Here is a 15723-nt window from a genome sequence, read left to right on the forward strand (position 1 = left end):
CTCAGGCCCGCCGGGGTGAACCCGAACAGGCCTGAGGAAGGGAAAACTATCGGTCGTTAACGGCTACAGGTTTTCGTCGAGGAACTTCACCACCGTCCCCATGCACGCCACCCGCTCCTCCACATGAGGCATGTGGCTGGAGTTCTCGAACAACGCCCAGCGGATCCCGGGGATCAGGTCCAGGTACGGCTTGACCACCAGCGGCGTGGCCTCGTCATAGCGCCCGGAGATCAGCAGGCTTGGCACGTTGATCTGCGGCAGGCGGTCAACGATGGTCCAGTCCTTGGTGCTGCCGATGATATGGAACTCGTTCGGCCCGGTCATGGCGTGGTACACGGTCGGGTCGGCTTCCACCTCGGCGAAGGTGCGCGCCACCTCTTCCGGCCAGGGTTTGAGCCGGCACACGTGGCGGTCGTAGAACACCCGGGTGGCGGCGATGTAGTCGGCGGCGGTGTAGTCGCCCACGGCCTCGTGGCGCAACAGGGTGTCCTGGACCTCCTTGGGCAGCTCTTCGCGCAGGCGGTTAGCCTCGCGCACCCAGGTGCGCATGTCGGCCGGCGAGTTGGCGATCACCAGGCAACGCAGGCCTCGCGGCTGGCGCACCGCGTGCTCGCTGGCGAGCATGCCGCCCCAGGATTGGCCCAGCAGCGCGTAGCGCTCGCTGATACCCAGGTGTTCCAGGAGGTTGTCGAGCTCCTCGAGGAACAGCTTGACCGTCCAGAACGACGCCGGCATCTGCGGCAGGTGGGTCGAGCGGCCATTGCCCAGCTGGTCGTAGTGAATGACCGGGTAGCCACCGGCCGCGACGTCCTTGTAGGCGTCGACATAATCAAAGGTGCAACCCGGGCCGCCGTGCAGGATGACCAGCGGGGTGCGGCCGCAATCCAGGTCACCGGTGACGCGGTACCAGGTCTGGTAGTCGCCGAAAGGGGCAAAACCTTCACGCGATTGGGTGAGTTCCATGTCATCCGGCTCCGTGCGAATCATGGAGCACACAATAACCCTACACGTGGCGCGGCATAACTAGAGAGTTCTCTAGGTTTTCGACCTTTTTTGTTTCTTCATTGGTCGAGCAGGCGGTAATGCACCGCCCGGGCGACCGCCTGGACGCGATTTTTCGCCCCCAGTTTGTGCATGGCCGAGGTCAGGTGCAGGGAAATCGTCGCCAACGAGCGGTTGAGCTTCTCGGCGATCTCCCCCGCCGTCAGGCCTTCGGCGGCCCAGCGCAGGCACTCGACCTCGCGGCGGGTCAGGCGGATGGCACGGGTGGCGGATTCCTTGGCCAGCAAGGGATAGGCCGCCTCCTGCAAGGCATGGGCGATCAGGCTGAAATCGCCCAGGTGTTCCCGGGCGTCGTCCAGGTCGCGCTGGCTGGCCTGGGGGCGCAGGCCGGTCAGGGTCGCCAGCCCGCCCCGTGGCAGGTGGATGGGCACGGTCACGCCGCAGGTCAGCTGTGCATCGTGCAGGTAACCGACCACCGGGGCGTGGCGCCGGTCGATGTGGCGTTGCAGGACGGTCTCGCCCTTGGGCAGGTACGACCAGACGAAGGGCGCGATGGAGGACACGGCCACCTGCTGCACCGGGTCGATCTGGTAGAAGCCCTCGGAGCACCACAGGTCCTGCCAGTCTTTCGGGGTCTGGCGCAGCCGGACCACGCTCGGGGTGATCAGCTCGCCGGCGTGATCCAGCGGCACCGGGCTGTAGTCGTACACCAGGGCATCGAAGCCCAGTTGCGCCGCCAGCTCGGCAACGCTGTCCATCTGTTCGTCGAGGCTGTTGTCCGACGCCAGACGGGCATTGAGTTCAGCCATCTTGGCCTGCATACCTGACACTCCCTGTGATTCCTTTTGGATTTCCATCTCGAAGTCCGGCACGTAGAATGCCACGGCTTGGCGCGGGACTGCCATACGAAACCTATAGGAAACACTAGCTTGTAGGCGACGAAATCTCCTGCGCTAGTTATAGCTGCAAGCCATGGCCAACAGGAGAGTAGCGATGTGGCGTGAGATGCAACCTGACCAGCAGTTCAACGTATCGGTCGATGGCCACAATCTCGTGGTGTACAGCTTTGGTGAAGGGGACGAGGTGCTGCTGTGCCTCAATGGCGGGCCGGGGCTGCCCTGCGACTACCTGCGCGACGCCCATGCCTGGCTCAAGGACAAAGGCATCCGCGTGGTCGCCTTCGACCAGCTGGGCACCGGCGCCTCCGACCGCCCCAATGACGACAGCCTGTGGAACATCACCCGCTACGTGGCCGAGGTCGAGCAGGTGCGCCAGGCCCTGGACCTGGGCCGTGTGCACATGCTCGGGCATTCCTGGGGCGGCTGGCTGGCGATCGAGTACGCCATTCATCACCCGCAGTCGCTGAAAAGTCTGATTCTCGAGAACACCGTCGGCGATATCCCGCACCTGATCACCGAACTGGAACGCCTGCGCGGCGCTTTGGGCAGCGAGACCGTGGCGATGATGCAGCGCCACGAGGCCATGGGTACCCTCGACCACCCGCAGTACCAGGCCGCCATCACCCTGCTCAACTACCGACATGTCTGCCGGTTGGATGAATGGCCGGCGCCGATCCAGCGCTCGCTGGGCGACTGGAACATGGGCCCCTACACCACCATGCAGGGCCCCAACGAGTTCCTCTATATCGGCAACCTCAAGGACTGGAACCGCCTCGAACAGATGGGCTCGTTCTGCATGCCGGTGCTGATCACCACCGGCCAGCACGACGAACTGACCCCGGCCTGCGCCTTGCGCATGAAAGTGGCGCTGCATGGGCGCGCCGAGCTGCACGTGTTCCCCAACAGCAGCCATATGCCGTTCTACGAAGAACCCCAGGCCTATTTCCCGGTGTTGCTGGACTTCCTGCAACGCAACCGGGGTTGATCGATGAGCCTGGCACGCTACCGGTTCGTCCTCATCCGTCCGTTGCAACTGCTGCCGGTGCTGCTGGGCATCAGCATCATCACCTTCGTGCTGGTGCGCTCGATCCCGGGCGACCCGGCGCGGGTGCTGCTGGGCGCGCGCAGCACCCCGGACGCGATCCAGAAGATTCGCGCGCAATTCGGCCTCGATGAACCGATCTGGATGCAGTACCTGTACTTCCTGAAGAACCTGCTCAACGGCGACCTGGGCAAGTCGCTGCTGTACAAGGTCGACGCCCTGCCGCTGATCGCCGGTCGCATCGAACCGACCCTGATGCTGGTGCTGGGCAGCGTGGCCCTGGCGCTGTTGATCGCCGTGCCGCTGGCCATTCTCGCCGCCCGCAGCAAGGGCGGCTGGGCCGACAACCTGATCCGCCTGTTCACCACCGCCGGCCTCGGTTTGCCAGCCTTCTGGCTGGGCTTGATGCTGATCCTGTTGTTCAGCGTGCACTGGGGGCTGTTCCCGGTGTCCGGCTATGGCCGCACCTGGGCCGACAAGCTGCACCACCTGGTGCTGCCCTGCCTGACCATCGCCCTGGCGCTCTCGGCGGTGCTGGTGCGCAACCTGCGCGCCAGCATCCTGCTGGAGATGCAGGCCGACCATGTCACCGCCGCCCGTGCCCGGGGCCTGGGCGAAGGGGCGATCCTGCGCCGCCATGTCCTGCCCAACTCCATGGTGCCGACCATCAACCTGCTGGCGGTCAACATCGGCTGGCTGATCAGCGGCACGGTAGTGATCGAGAGCCTGTTCTCCCTGCCGGGCGTCGGCCAGCTGCTGGTGCGCGGCATCTTCACCCGTGACTACATGGTGGTCCAGGGCGTGGCCATGGTGCTGGCCTGCGCCACGGTGGCGGTGAACTTCCTCGCCGATGTGGCGACCACCGTCCTCGATCCGCGGGTGAAGATTCAATGAGCGCCACCATCGCCCTGCGCGCACGCCTGGCCTGGAACCTCGGCAATGGCCGCCTGACCCTGTACTGCGGCCTGGCCATCGTCCTCGGCTGGTGCCTGCTGGCGCTGTGCGCGCCGTGGGTCGCGCCGTTCGACCCGCTGCTGCAGAACGGCGACCTGCGCCTGGCCGCACCCAGCCTGGCGCACCCCTTCGGCACCGACAACTTCGGCCGCGACGTGCTCTCGCGCGTGATCTGGGGCGCCCGTGTCGACCTGCAGATGGCCTTGATAGGAGTGATCTTCCCGTTCCTGCTCGGCACCTGCATCGGCGCGGTATCCGGTTACGTCGGCGGCTGGCTGGACAACGCCTGCATGCGCCTGATCGACATCGTCCTGGCCTTCCCGTTCCTGGTGCTGATGCTGGCGATCATGGCCATTCTCGGCCCGGGCCTGGGCAGCTTCTATATCGCCATGGCCCTGGTCGGCTGGGTGTCCTATGCGCGGCTGATCCGCTCGCAGATCCTCGTGCTCAAGCAGAGCGACTTCGCCCTGGCCGCCAGGAGCCTGGGTTTCAGCCACCGGCGCACATTGTTCGGCCACCTGCTGCCCAACGCGCTGTTCGGCTCGGTGGTGTTCTGCATGTCGGACGCCGTGCTGGTGCTGCTCAACGGCGCCGCCGTCAGCTACCTGGGCCTTGGCGTGCAGCCACCTACCCCGGAATGGGGCACCATGGTCGCCGAGGGCCAGAGCTTCATCACCAGCGCCTGGTGGATCTGCACCTTCCCGGGCCTGGCGGTGGTAACCCTGGCCATGGGCTTCAGCCTGCTGGCCGACGGCGTCGCCGAACCCCTGGGAGACCGCTCATGAACACGCCGCTGCTCCAGGTCCGCGGGCTGAGCGTCATCGCCCGCGCCGGCCAACGGGATATCACCCTGGTCGATCGGCTGTCCTTCGACCTCGGCGAAGGCGAAATTCTCGGCCTGGTCGGCGAAAGCGGCTCGGGCAAGACCCTGGCCTGCCGGGGCCTGATGCGCCTGCTGCCGGCGCCGAACCTGCGGGTCGAAGGCCAGGCCGTGCGCCTGGCGGAGCACAATTTACTGCGGCTGGACGAGGCCGGAATGCGCCGCCTGCGTGGCCGCGAGCTGGGGATGATCTTCCAGAACCCCAGCAGCCACCTGGACCCGCTGATGCGTATCGGCGAGCAGATCGCCGAAGGTATACGCCTGCACCAGGGAGCTTCGCGTCGCGAGGCACGAACCGAAGCCATCGAAGTGCTGCGCCAGGTCGGTATTCCCGACCCGAAATCCCGGGTCGACAACTACCCCCACGAGTTCTCCGGCGGCATGCGCCAACGGGCGATGATCGCCGTGGCCCTGGGCTGCAACCCTCGGGTGCTTATCGCCGACGAGCCGACCACGGCCCTGGATGTCACCGTGCAGGCGCAGATCCTGCGCCTGCTGCTGGAGCTGCGCGACCGCCGCGGCCTGTCGATGATCCTGATCAGCCACGACCTCGGCGTGGTGGCGCAGACCTGCGACAGCATCGCCGTGATGTACGCCGGGCGCCTCTGCGAACACGGCGCCAAGCACCAGATGCTGGCCCGGCCTCGACACCCCTACAGTGCCGGGCTGCTGGCCTGTCATCCGGCGGCGCAGCCCGAGGTACGGCGCATGACCACCATCGCCGGGCAGCCGCCGCTGCTCGATGACTTGCCGGCAGGCTGCCGTTTCGAATCGCGTTGCCCCCAGGCCATGCCTGTCTGCCGGCAACAGTTGCCCGAACTGCTGGAAGCAAGCCCCGGCCACCGCCTGGCCTGCCATGTCCCGCTGCTGGCCGGAGGCCTGTCATGACCACGTTGTTGCAGGTCAAGGACCTGCAGGTGCAGTTTCCCGCCGCCGGCAGCGGCCTGTTCAACCTGCGCCCGCGCAAGGTCAGCGCGGTCAACGGCGCCTCGCTGAATCTCGCTGCCGGCCAGACCCTCGGCCTGGTGGGCGAGTCGGGCTGCGGCAAGAGCACCCTGGCCCGGGCCATCCTCCAGCTCACCCCGAGCTGCGGCGGCCAGGTGCTGTTCGACGGCACCGACATGAACCCGGGCAACCCGGCGGATATCGCCCGCCTGCGCCGCGAGACCGCGATGATCTTCCAGGACCCGTACAGCGCGCTCAATCCCCGCCAGCGCATCGGCCAGATCCTCGCCGAGGTGCTGCAGGTGCAGCGCAAGGTGCCCGCCGCGCAGATCCCGACCCGGGTCGGCGAACTGCTCGAGCTGGTCGGCCTGCGCGCCGAGTTGGCCGAACGCAGGCCTGGCTCGCTGAGCGGTGGCCAGTGCCAGCGGGTCGGCATCGCCCGGGCGCTGGCCGTCGAGCCCCGGCTGATTGTCGCCGACGAATGCGTCGCCGCGCTGGACGTGTCGATCCAGGGGCAGATCATCAACCTGCTGCTGGAACTGCGCGAGCGCATGGGCCTGGCGCTGCTGTTCATCACCCACGACCTGGGGGTGGTGCGCCGCCTGTGCGACCGGGTGGCGGTGATGTACCTGGGGCAGATCGTCGAGGAAGGCCCGGTGCATGAGGTCTTTACCGCCCCGCGCCACCCCTACACCGCCGCGCTGATCCAGTCCATCGCCGACATCGACCCGGCCCGGCGCCTGCCGCAGGACCCGCTGGCCGGCGAGCCGCCGAGCCCGCTGAACCTGCCCTCCGGCTGCGCCTTCCATCCCCGTTGCCGGCACGCGCTGCCCGGCTGCGCTGAAACCGCGCCACCCGAGCATATCCAGGGCGCCCGGCGCCACGCCTGCGTGCATCCGCAACTGCCCTGCTGACATCACCACCATGACCATCAAACGGAGCTTGAGCATGAAACCCGCCGCATTGAAACTTCTCACCGCCGCCATACTGGCCGCCAGCACCCTGGCCAGCGGCATGGCCCAGGCAGCCGGCGTGCTGACCATCGGCTGCCGTGAGGAAAGCACCACCTTCGACCCGATCAAGAGCGCGCAGAACCGCGACAGCTGGGTGTTCGCCAACGTCTATGACGTGCTGATCCGCGTCGACAACAGCGGCACCCAACTGGTGCCGGGCCTGGCCGAAAGCTGGAAGGTCTCGGACGACGGCCTGACCTACACCTTCAAGATGCGCAACGCCAAGTTCTCCGACGGCTCGCCAATCACCGCCGAAGACGCGGCCTTCTCCCTGCTGCGTATCCGCGATAACCCGGGTTCGCTCTGGGCCGACTCGTACAAGATCATCGACACCGCCAAGGCCGCCGACCCGCATACCCTGGTGGTGACCCTGCACAGCAAGTCGGTGCCGTTCCTGGCCCAGCTCGCCACCGCCAACATTTCGATCCTGTCGAAAAAGGCCATGGACAAGCTCGGCGAGGAGGAATACGCACAGAACCCGGTGGTGTCCGGGGCCTTCAAACTCAAGGAATGGCTGCGGGGCGACCGTGTGATCCTGGAGAAGAACCCGGAGTTCTGGCAGGCCGACAAGGTCAGCCTGGATGGCGTGGAGTGGATCTCCATCCCGGATGATCGCACGCGCATGATGAAGGTCCAGGCCGGCGAACTGGACTCGGCGATCTTTGTGCCGTTCACCCAGGTGGACGAGTTGCAGAAGGACAAGAAGATCACCATCCATATCGACCCCTCGACCCGTGAAGACCACCTGCTGATCAACCACTCCAAGGGCCTGCTGGGCAAACAGCAAGTGCGCGAGGCGATCGACCTGGCGATCGACAAGAAGGCGCTGGTGGACACGGTCACCTTCGGCCACGGCGAAATGGCCTACTCGTACATTCCCAAGGGCGCGCTCTACCACAACGCCAACAACCCGCAGCGTCCGTTCGACCCGGCCAAGGCCCGCGAGCTGCTGAAGAAGGCCGGCGCCGAGGGACTGAAGGTCAACTATGTGGTCAACGCCGGCAACGAGGCCGACGAGCAGATCGCCGTGCTGGTGCAGAAGCAGCTGGCCGATGTCGGCATCACTGCCAACCTGCAGAAGGTCGACCCGACCCAGAGCTGGCAGATGCTGGTCGACGGCGACTACGACCTGTCGGTGATGTACTGGACCAACGACGTGCTCGACCCGGACCAGAAGACCACCTTCGTGCTGGGCCACGACACCAACCAGAACTACATGACCCGCTACCACAACGACAAGGTCAAGAACCTGGTGGCCGCGGCACGAGTGGAAACCGATCCGGTCAAGCGCAAGCAGATGTATGAGGACCTGCAGAAACTGGCCAAGCAGGACGTGCACTGGATCGACCTGTACTACAGCCCGTACATCAACATCTCGCGCAGCAATATCCAGAACTTCCTGCAGAACCCGCTGGGGCGTTTCACCCTGGAGGAGACGGTGAAGCTGGAAGCCGGTCAAAAGACCGCGCAAAACTGACGGCGGTGGATCGAGCGCCGCCCTCGCGGCGCTCGACCTCATCTCAGCCCTTCGCCTTGCGCCGCCGCATCCACGCCCAGGCAACCCCCGCCAGCACCACCAACCCCACCGGCAGTACCTGCGCCTTGTACGGCCGCAACGCCGTTCGCACACTATCCAGCTTCTCGGTCAGGTAGCGCTTGTTGGCCTGGTCGAACCGGGGTGCCTCGCACTGCTTGCCGAAATCCTCCGCCCATTGCACGAACGGCCCTTGCTGCACGTAACGCCTGTACAGCGCGCTTTCCTGTTCGCTGCCGGGCACCCATCCGGCCGCCGTGCACAACACCGCGGCGAAGGCCTGGCTGCTGTGTGGCAGCTGGTCAGCGGCCTGGTTGGCCAGGTCGGCGGCGACATAGCGGTAGTGGTAACGCTGGTCGGGCTTGGCTTCGCTCGCCTGCTGACGCTGCATCTCACCGGCGCCAATGAACGGCCCCGGCTGCAGTTCGTCGCTGCCCAGGCTGAAGCTGCCGCCCAGCCAGGCATAGTCGGGCGCCATTTCATAACCGAGGATTTCCATGCCCGCGGTGCGCGCCAAGGTCGCCGCGGCATACAGCGCCTCGGCGCGGCCGGTGGGCGTCCAGCGCGAGACGGCGTCCTGGCGGTGCTCGCCGTAGGCCTTGGCGTCGGCCTGCAACTGCGGCGTGGCGAAGTAGCCGGGCGCTTCGTCGTAGCGCCCTTCGCGCAGCAGGCGTCGGCCCAGCAGCTCGCGCAGCTGCGTCGCCACCGGCCGCGGCACATAGCCGCCCTCCTCGGCCTTGGGCGCTGGCGGTGCCGGCACATGGGCATCGACGTAGCCTTTGAGCTCATCCAGGGTCAGCACGCGGTCGGCCACGCTGGCCGTGTCCTGCCAGTAGATCTCCTGGCTGCGGTACAGCAGGTCGAAGGCCTGCAGGTAGTCGCCGCGCTCAAGGGCCAGGATCGCGCCCTCGCCTTCGACCCGGCAGCCGGGTTTCACGCTTTCGTAGTCCCAATCAGGCGTCTGTCGCGAGCCCCACGATTCCTCGCGGGGGAACGCCGCGGCGGCCTTGGCATAGGCAGCCGCGGCCTGGGCCTTGTCGCCGTCGCGCAGGGCCAGCTTGGCGCGCAGCCACCAGGCAAGGCCGGTATCGCCAGCCTGCTGCAGATAGCTTCTGGTCGCGGCATAGTTGCCTTGCTGGTAGGTCAACGCAGCCAGGCGGTCGGCGTCTTCGAGCTTGTCGCCGACACTGGCCTGCAGAAACGCGGGCAGGCGCCGGGCCTGGGTTGGCGGCTGGCCGTCGTAGTCCCAGCCGACATGGCTGAGCAGATAAGCAGTGAGCAGCTTGCGCGGCATCGGCTTTGCCAGCTGCGTCTTCAGCTGTTCATCCGGCAGGTTCACCAGTTCGTTGGCAAGCTGCCTGAGCGAGCTGTAGCCGCTGCCCGAGCCCAGCCGGCTCTGGCTGGCATACAACTGGATGGCGCTGTTCCAGTCGCCGGCGAGCTTGGCCAGGCGAGCCTCCTCGCCAAGGCTGGCCACCCCCAGTTCCAACGGGTCGCTGAAACCTTCGGCACTGAGCGTGCGGGCCTGGAGGAAGGCCTCGCGCGCCTGGGCTTGCAGGGCCTGTGGCGTCTGTTGCGGATCATCACTGGCCTCGAAGCTCTGGGCCATCAAGGACCGCCCCAGCGAGTAGGCCGCCCAGGTGCTGCGCAGCTTGCGTTGTTCGGCAGGCAGGGCCAGCACCTTGGTGAAATAGTCCGCCGCCAGGGCGTGATCGCCGGCATCGAAGGCGACTGCGCCGGCAATGTACAGACGCAGTTCATCCGGCAGTTCGGCGCCCTGCTCCAGGACTTGTTGCGGATCGTCCAGGGCACGCAGTTGCGCGACCTTCTCGCGCAGCGATTCCGGCAACTCGCTGGCCTCGATATGGCTGCGCTGCTCACGGTAAGGTCGGTCGTTGTCGTCGCTGTCCCAGTAAGGTGTCAGGGTCATCTCGGTGGTGGGCTTGAGACCCGCCAACTGCTCGCCGAGGCGATTCACCTCGAAGCCGAAATTGCCCTCCGGCAGCTCGGCCAGGGTTTGCGCCCGGTCGTCCAGCAGGCGCATCGGGAAGTCCGGACCACAGGCCAGCGCCGTACCGACCGGCACGCTCAGGGACAGGCACAGCAGGTGCCGGGTCCAGTCAGGGGTAGACATTCCATGCTCCTTGATCGATTCCATGGCAGCGCGCCCAACCGAGGACGCGCCGGCCGCCAGCGGCCACACGCACGCTGGACTGGCGGTTGAAGACGAGGTGTTGCGGGGATTGCTGCAGGCGGTAGCCATTCAGCCCGTCCGCGGCATCGCAGGATTCAACGTTCAGTTCCACCCTTGCGGGCACCGGCAGGTCGAGATTGCCGACGTTGGCCAGGCTGATGTCGTAGAGTCCGGCCTGCCCGGACAGCTCGACCCGCCACTCACTGACAAGCGCGTCGCCGCGCGCCACGGCCTTCAGGGTGACCAGGCTCCAGGCCCGACGGTCGCCGGGCAACGGCAGTCGGAACCAGATCAGCCCGGCCAGGTTCGCGGGAGGCTTGTTCCGCAGTTGCCTGCCCAGGTCCGCCAGTTGCTGCGGGTCGGCCAGCAGCTCGCGGCGCTCGCCGGCACGGTTCAACGGGGCTTCGCTTTCCACCATCGGTGCGCCGCCGGTATCCGCCAGCAGCGCGACGCCATAAGCGGGCAAGGCCAGATAGAACGGTCTGTCGCTGACGCGCCCCCAGCGCTCGGCCCAGGTTTGCGCCTGGAGCGGATCGAACAGGCCTCGACGCGGATCGCTCACCGCGTGCACCTGCAGCACGCTGCTGTCCACCGCCTGCAACAGCGCCGGCAGCTGCGGGCTGTCGAGCCAGGCGGGCAGCGCGGTGATGCTCAGTTTCAGGCCCGGTGGCAGTTGCTCGCGCAGTTTCAGGAGGAATTCGGTGTAGCCCGGCAGGCGGGCGCTACCGCTGTCATGGTCGATCTCGAGTCCACTCGGGTTCACGCCGGCAGCCTGCCAGTCGGCCAGCAATTGGGCGATATGGGTACCGGCCGCCTGCAGGTCGAGCGCGGGCAACTGACCATCCAGGCGTACGACGGCGATCACCGGGCGGCCGTCGGCCTTGAGCCGTGGCAGGTCGACCAGCGCCTTGCTCCAGCCGGCCTTGGGCTGAGCCTGCAAGGCCAGCACACGCAGGGTCGAGAAGTCGGCACGGCTTTCGGCCAGGGCCTGTTCATGGGCCGGCCGCCACTGGCGTTGCCAGATGTAGAGTTGCTGGTCGAGGGGCGGAGCAGGCTCGGGCTGGCAGCCGGTGAGCGTTACGAGAACGGCACATGCAAGCAGGCGGCGCAGCGGTGGGATAGCGGGCATACAGTCCTTTGTCTGACGGGGTTGAGCGCCGGAAACAAGTGGAAATTTTACCTCAACGCTACATCCGGCGAACACCCCGCACAAAGCGTCAAACCAGGAGGAGTACAAATGTTTCCCTTGGCGGCACTCGGTAGCCGTGGTGGCGCTGCCCAAAGGTTTCTGCAGGTCTTTGCTGCTTAAAGACGAGGCCTACCTATATATGCAATATTTAACTTTTATAAATTATCCAGCGAAGACGGATGATGGCGTATTACTGGGCGCTGGCGCGATCACTTACTTGAAACTAACGATTCTCATTAGTAATCAGGTCACTTCACCGAAGGCCTGAAAATGTAATTAATCAAAAATATTTAATCAAAACCAATAATTCACAAAACTTCTAACGTCGCGGCGAACACCTAGCGTTTCATCTAATGATTACGGACCTTTCGCCCTTGCAAAAGCGAAGCGACCGGCTAGTTTTGTGATTGTCTTTGCCGACACTATAAATACAAAACGACCTCCCCCAAGAACAGGAGGCATTATTCTTCCGGGCGACGCCCGCCACTGCGTGTTACTGCTGAAACGGAACTCAGTCAAAACAACAAGAGGGACGCTTGATGAAGCGCAGCCATGGCTATCGCGCGCTCTTTGAAAAAGGGCCGGCCGCACACTTCTGGTTGTCACTGCTGTGCTTCTCTGGCCTGGTGATCGCCAGTTTCCTGTTGTTCGAACAGCAGATCCAGGGTTTCCTCACCCATCTCGACCTGTACCGCCCTTCGACGCCTGGCCAGATGCTCAAGCTGGCGCTGCTGCTGATCGCCTTGCTGGCCCTGGACGTGGTGCTGCCCGTGCCCTCGAGCATGGTGGCGCTACTGGCTGTGGCCACCCTGGGCAGTGTCGGCGGCTACCTGACAATCTTCATCGGCCTGTGCCTGGGCGCCGGGCTGGGCTACGCGTTGGGTGCCGGATATCTGCGGGTGTTGTCCAACCGCTTAGGTCTGCACCAGCGCCAGCCGGGGCAACTGGCGTACCGCCTGGGCACGCTGTCGCTGGCCTGCCTGCGCGGCGTACCGGTGCTGGCGGAGACCTCGGTGGTGGCCGCCGGCATGCAGCGCTATCCGTTGCGCGCCTTCATGCTGGTCACCACCTTGGCCAACGCGGGCCTGGCTTTGGCCTACAGCGCCATCGGCAGCTTCCTCGTCGAGCAAAACGCACTGCTGGTGACGATTCTTGCCAGCATGATCCTGCCCGGCCTGTTCATTGCCGGGTACAGCCTGCTCAAGGCCTTGCGCCGGCGCGAACCGTCACGGCCACTGCGCGGACGCTTCACGGTCAGCTACGACTATCCGGTGCTGTTCACCGACCACCTGTTCGATCCGCTCAACCCCTGCCTGCATCGCCAGCTCACCGCCCAGCACACTGGCCGGGTGACGGTGCTGATCTTCGCCGATGAGCAGCTGCTGCGCTGCGCACCGCACCTGCCGGGCCAGATCGACGCGTACTTCGCCGCCCATGACGCCGACCTGAACCTGAAAGCGGCGCCGATCGCCGTGCCGGCCGGCGAGCTGAGCAAGGACGCACAGGTGCTGCAGCAGCTGTATGCAGACATGCTGGCCCATGCTCTGGACCGCCACTGCTGCGTCCTGGCCCTGGGCGGTGGCGCGGTGCTGGACGCGGTGGGCTACGCCTGCGCCACCTTCCACCGCGGCATGCGCCTGATTCGCCTGCCAAGTACGGTGCTGGCCCAGAACGACGCCGGCATCGGGGTAAAGAACGGCATCAATGCCTTCGGCCAGAAAAACGTGCTGGGTGCTTTCTACCCCGCCACCGCAGTGATCAACGACTTCCAGTTGCTGACCACCCTGGGTCACCGCGACCAGATCGCAGGGCTCGCCGAGGCGGTCAAGGTGGCGCTGATCAAGGACCGCGCCTTCTTCGAATGGATGGAGCGCCAGGCCGACGCTCTCGCCCGCTTCGACCACCCGGCCAGCCGCCATGCCATCCGCCGTTGCGCCGAGCTGCACCTGGGGCATATCACCGGCGCCGGCGATCCTTTCGAACGCGGCAATGGCCGCCCGCTGGACTACGGCCACTGGGCGGCGCATCGGCTGGAGAATCTCAGCCAGCACCGCCTGCGCCATGGTGAGGCCGTGGCGGTGGGCATGGCTCTGGACGGGTTGTACGCCAATGCCCTGGGGCTGTTGAGCGATTTCGACAGCGAGCGGATCTTGGGCCTGTTGCTCAGGCTCGGCTTCAACCTGTGCCCGCCGGAGCTGAACCTGAAGGATGACCAGGGACGTTCGCGGGTGCTGCTGGGGCTCGAGGAGTTTCGCCAGCACCTGGGCGGCCAGCTCTCCATCCCCATGCTCAGCGGCATCGGCGCCTCGGTCGACCTGCACGAGATCGACGACGGCCTGATGGAACAGGCGCTGCTGCGCCTTGCCGGTTATCGCGGCCATTCGCTGGCCCTCGGCGAGGGCTGTGCGCAATGAGCCAGATGAAGACCTGGATGACCGTCGGCCGCGTTTCCAACCTGCCGACGGTATGGACCAACACCCTGGCCGCCGCACTGTTGGCCAGCAGCGCCGGTGCCCTGGCACCGCCCTCGTCGCTGGTGTGGATCCTGCTGCTGGCCATGCTGTCGCTGCTGTACCTGGCCGGCATGTTGCTAAACGACCTGCTGGACGCCGACTGGGACCAGCAGCATCACAACCCAAGGCCTATCACCCTGGGCCTGGTCAGCCGTCGGCAGGTGCGCCTGGCCACCTGGCTGGCATTGCTGCTGGCGGCAGCCGCGGCCCTGGGGCTGAGCCGGCTGATCGAGCAGCCCCAGTGGCTGCTGGCCGGCGTCACCCTGCTGGTGGGCTGCATCCTCGGCTACAACCTGCTGCACAAGAAATACGCCCACAGCGTCTGGCTGATGGGCGCCTGCCGCTCGGCGCTCTACCTCACCGCGGCGGCCAGCCTGGCGATGCCGGCCCGGCCCATCTGGCTGTGCGCCTTGCTGCTTGGCGTGTACATCAGCGGCCTGACCTACCTGGCGCGCCAGGAGCACCTCAACCAACTGCTCAGCCGCCTGCCCCTGGTGCTGATGCTGAGCCCGCTGGCCCTGGCGGCCTACGCCGACACCCTGTGGTTCTGGCCGGTGCTGCTGCTGTGGCTGGGCTGGCTGGGCTGGCACTACTGGCTGCACCTGGCCGACCCGCGTCGGCGGCAGGTGCGCGCCTTCATCGGCGCGGGGCTGGCGGCCCTGCCGCTGTTCGATGCCCTGGTGCTGGCGGTCGCCGACCAGCCCCTGGGCAGCCTGCTGTGTGTCCTGGTGTTCTTCCTGCTTCCACACCTACAGCGCTGGATCAAACCGACATGAACAGTGATATCGCTACCTCGACAACGGCGGCGCTCGAGATGCGCCATGACGACCTGGCAGCACGGCACCAGGCCCTGGCCGCGCAGCTCGAGCCGACCGAGCTGCATTGGTGGAATGAGGCCCAGGAGCGCCTCGGGCAGTCGCCGGATGTCAACACCACAGCGCTGCTGAGCAGCCAGTGCAAGCGGCGTATTCGCGAGCGGGCCATGCTCGACGATAACGGGTGGAGCCAGTTGCAACTGGCGCGCGCCTTGCTGCTGGCCCAGGTCCTCGGGGAGCAGCCCCAGGCCGCTCAGTTGCCCTTGCTGCGCCAATTGTTCCTGTGGGGCGACGACCAGGAAAAGGTCGCCCTGCTCAAGGCCCTCGACTGGATCGACAGCTCGGGGCTGTGCGTGCCGTTGGCCTTGCAGGCCGGGCGTACCAGCAACAGCGAGGTGTTCGCCGCCCTCGCCCTGGACACCCCCTACCCGTCCCGCCACTACCCGGAGCGAGCCTTCCACCAGCTGGTGCTCAAGGCGCTTGGCATGGGGCTCGATGTACGGCGACTGGTCGGTCTGGCGCAGCGCCATGGCGTCCCGCTCAACCAGCTGGCCCTGGACCTGCTGGATGAGCAGCTCGCGGCAGCACGCACGGTATCGCCTGGGTTGCACCTGGCCATCGCCTTCGACCTGCTCAGCCCGGCGCAACGCCAGCGCCTGCTCGGGCTGGCCCTGCAACAACGCCTGCCGCCAGCGTGGCACGACCACCTGGCCGACCACCACGCAAGCTGATGCCCGACTACG

General features: G+C 66.1%; 13 protein-coding genes. 9 read left to right on the plus strand and 4 right to left on the minus strand.

Annotated elements, in window-relative coordinates:
* Positions 1-63: 63 nt before the first annotated feature.
* Both DMX06_RS11690 and DMX06_RS11695 read right to left on the minus strand, forming a co-directional pair.
* Positions 64-963 (minus strand): proline iminopeptidase-family hydrolase, encoded by a 900-nt coding sequence (locus DMX06_RS11690; RefSeq protein WP_110737150.1) that lies wholly within the window; start codon positions 961-963, stop codon positions 64-66.
* A gap of 98 nt (positions 964-1061) precedes the next feature.
* Positions 1062-1823, minus strand: a complete 762-nt coding sequence (locus tag DMX06_RS11695) for a LuxR family transcriptional regulator (RefSeq protein ID WP_110737152.1) — start codon at positions 1821-1823, stop codon at positions 1062-1064.
* A gap of 172 nt (positions 1824-1995) precedes the next feature.
* Here DMX06_RS11695 and DMX06_RS11700 point away from each other — a divergent pair, with 172 nt between their 5' ends.
* The 6 genes from DMX06_RS11700 to DMX06_RS11725 are packed head-to-tail and all read left to right on the plus strand — an operon-like array spanning position 1996 to position 8212.
* Entirely contained in the window at positions 1996-2886 is an 891-nt protein-coding gene (locus DMX06_RS11700; RefSeq protein WP_110737154.1) for a proline iminopeptidase-family hydrolase, read from the plus strand.
* Positions 2887-2889: 3 nt separating this feature from the next.
* A complete protein-coding gene (locus DMX06_RS11705) occupies positions 2890-3837 on the plus strand; it encodes an ABC transporter permease (RefSeq protein ID WP_110737156.1) in 948 nt (315 codons plus the stop codon).
* Positions 3834-4682: an ABC transporter permease gene (locus DMX06_RS11710; protein ID WP_110737158.1), complete on the plus strand. Its 849-nt coding sequence runs from the start codon at positions 3834-3836 to the stop codon at positions 4680-4682. Before DMX06_RS11705 ends, DMX06_RS11710 begins: the two co-directional genes overlap by 4 nt.
* Positions 4679-5665: an ABC transporter ATP-binding protein gene (locus DMX06_RS11715; protein WP_110737160.1), complete on the plus strand. Its 987-nt coding sequence runs from the start codon at positions 4679-4681 to the stop codon at positions 5663-5665. The genes DMX06_RS11710 and DMX06_RS11715 overlap by 4 nt, the downstream gene beginning before the upstream one ends.
* Positions 5662-6636 (plus strand): ABC transporter ATP-binding protein, encoded by a 975-nt coding sequence (locus DMX06_RS11720; protein ID WP_110737162.1) that lies wholly within the window; start codon positions 5662-5664, stop codon positions 6634-6636. The genes DMX06_RS11715 and DMX06_RS11720 overlap by 4 nt, the downstream gene beginning before the upstream one ends.
* Before the next feature lie 34 nt (positions 6637-6670).
* A complete protein-coding gene (locus DMX06_RS11725) occupies positions 6671-8212 on the plus strand; it encodes an ABC transporter substrate-binding protein (RefSeq protein WP_110737164.1) in 1542 nt (513 codons plus the stop codon).
* A gap of 43 nt (positions 8213-8255) precedes the next feature.
* On the opposite strand, the gene DMX06_RS11730 is transcribed toward DMX06_RS11725, so the two are convergent.
* Both DMX06_RS11730 and DMX06_RS11735 read right to left on the minus strand, forming a co-directional pair.
* Entirely contained in the window at positions 8256-10403 is a 2148-nt protein-coding gene (locus tag DMX06_RS11730; RefSeq protein WP_110737167.1) for a hypothetical protein, read from the minus strand.
* Positions 10390-11592 (minus strand): DUF3142 domain-containing protein, encoded by a 1203-nt coding sequence (locus tag DMX06_RS11735; protein ID WP_110737169.1) that lies wholly within the window; start codon positions 11590-11592, stop codon positions 10390-10392. Before DMX06_RS11735 ends, DMX06_RS11730 begins: the two co-directional genes overlap by 14 nt.
* Positions 11593-12191: 599 nt before the next feature.
* On the opposite strand from DMX06_RS11735, the gene DMX06_RS11740 reads away from it, so the two are divergent.
* Genes DMX06_RS11740 through DMX06_RS11750 form a run of 3 tightly spaced genes read left to right on the plus strand, consistent with a single transcriptional unit; the run spans position 12192 to position 15711 of the window.
* Positions 12192-14066 (plus strand): 3-dehydroquinate synthase, encoded by a 1875-nt coding sequence (locus DMX06_RS11740; protein WP_110737171.1) that lies wholly within the window; start codon positions 12192-12194, stop codon positions 14064-14066.
* A gap of 5 nt (positions 14067-14071) precedes the next feature.
* Positions 14072-14941, plus strand: a complete 870-nt coding sequence (locus tag DMX06_RS11745) for a UbiA family prenyltransferase (protein WP_375538096.1) — start codon at positions 14072-14074, stop codon at positions 14939-14941.
* Positions 14938-15711 carry an EboA domain-containing protein gene (locus DMX06_RS11750; protein ID WP_110737175.1) on the plus strand — a complete coding sequence of 258 codons (774 nt, stop codon included), beginning with the start codon at positions 14938-14940 and terminating at the stop codon, positions 15709-15711. The genes DMX06_RS11745 and DMX06_RS11750 overlap by 4 nt, the downstream gene beginning before the upstream one ends.
* Positions 15712-15723 lie beyond the last annotated feature (12 nt).

Source organism: Pseudomonas mosselii (assembly GCF_003205295.1).
In the GTDB taxonomy this organism is placed as follows: Bacteria; Pseudomonadota; Gammaproteobacteria; order Pseudomonadales; family Pseudomonadaceae; genus Aquipseudomonas; species Aquipseudomonas mosselii_B.

What these genes read in the sequence shown, in the direction of transcription:
- DMX06_RS11735 (WP_110737169.1), bottom strand. Translation starts at nt 11,592, where the DNA reads ATGCCCGCTATCCCACCGCTGCGCCGCCTGCTTGCATGTGCCGTTCTC.
- DMX06_RS11730 (WP_110737167.1), bottom strand. Translation starts at nt 10,403, where the DNA reads ATGTCTACCCCTGACTGGACCCGGCACCTGCTGTGCCTGTCCCTGAGC.
- DMX06_RS11715 (WP_110737160.1), top strand. Translation starts at nt 4,679, where the DNA reads ATGAACACGCCGCTGCTCCAGGTCCGCGGGCTGAGCGTCATCGCCCGC.
- DMX06_RS11695 (WP_110737152.1), bottom strand. Translation starts at nt 1,823, where the DNA reads ATGCAGGCCAAGATGGCTGAACTCAATGCCCGTCTGGCGTCGGACAAC.
- DMX06_RS11750 (WP_110737175.1), top strand. Translation starts at nt 14,938, where the DNA reads ATGAACAGTGATATCGCTACCTCGACAACGGCGGCGCTCGAGATGCGC.
- DMX06_RS11745 (WP_375538096.1), top strand. Translation starts at nt 14,072, where the DNA reads ATGAAGACCTGGATGACCGTCGGCCGCGTTTCCAACCTGCCGACGGTA.
- DMX06_RS11705 (WP_110737156.1), top strand. Translation starts at nt 2,890, where the DNA reads ATGAGCCTGGCACGCTACCGGTTCGTCCTCATCCGTCCGTTGCAACTG.
- DMX06_RS11710 (WP_110737158.1), top strand. Translation starts at nt 3,834, where the DNA reads ATGAGCGCCACCATCGCCCTGCGCGCACGCCTGGCCTGGAACCTCGGC.
- DMX06_RS11690 (WP_110737150.1), bottom strand. Translation starts at nt 963, where the DNA reads ATGGAACTCACCCAATCGCGTGAAGGTTTTGCCCCTTTCGGCGACTAC.
- DMX06_RS11700 (WP_110737154.1), top strand. Translation starts at nt 1,996, where the DNA reads ATGTGGCGTGAGATGCAACCTGACCAGCAGTTCAACGTATCGGTCGAT.
- DMX06_RS11720 (WP_110737162.1), top strand. Translation starts at nt 5,662, where the DNA reads ATGACCACGTTGTTGCAGGTCAAGGACCTGCAGGTGCAGTTTCCCGCC.
- DMX06_RS11725 (WP_110737164.1), top strand. Translation starts at nt 6,671, where the DNA reads ATGAAACCCGCCGCATTGAAACTTCTCACCGCCGCCATACTGGCCGCC.
- DMX06_RS11740 (WP_110737171.1), top strand. Translation starts at nt 12,192, where the DNA reads ATGAAGCGCAGCCATGGCTATCGCGCGCTCTTTGAAAAAGGGCCGGCC.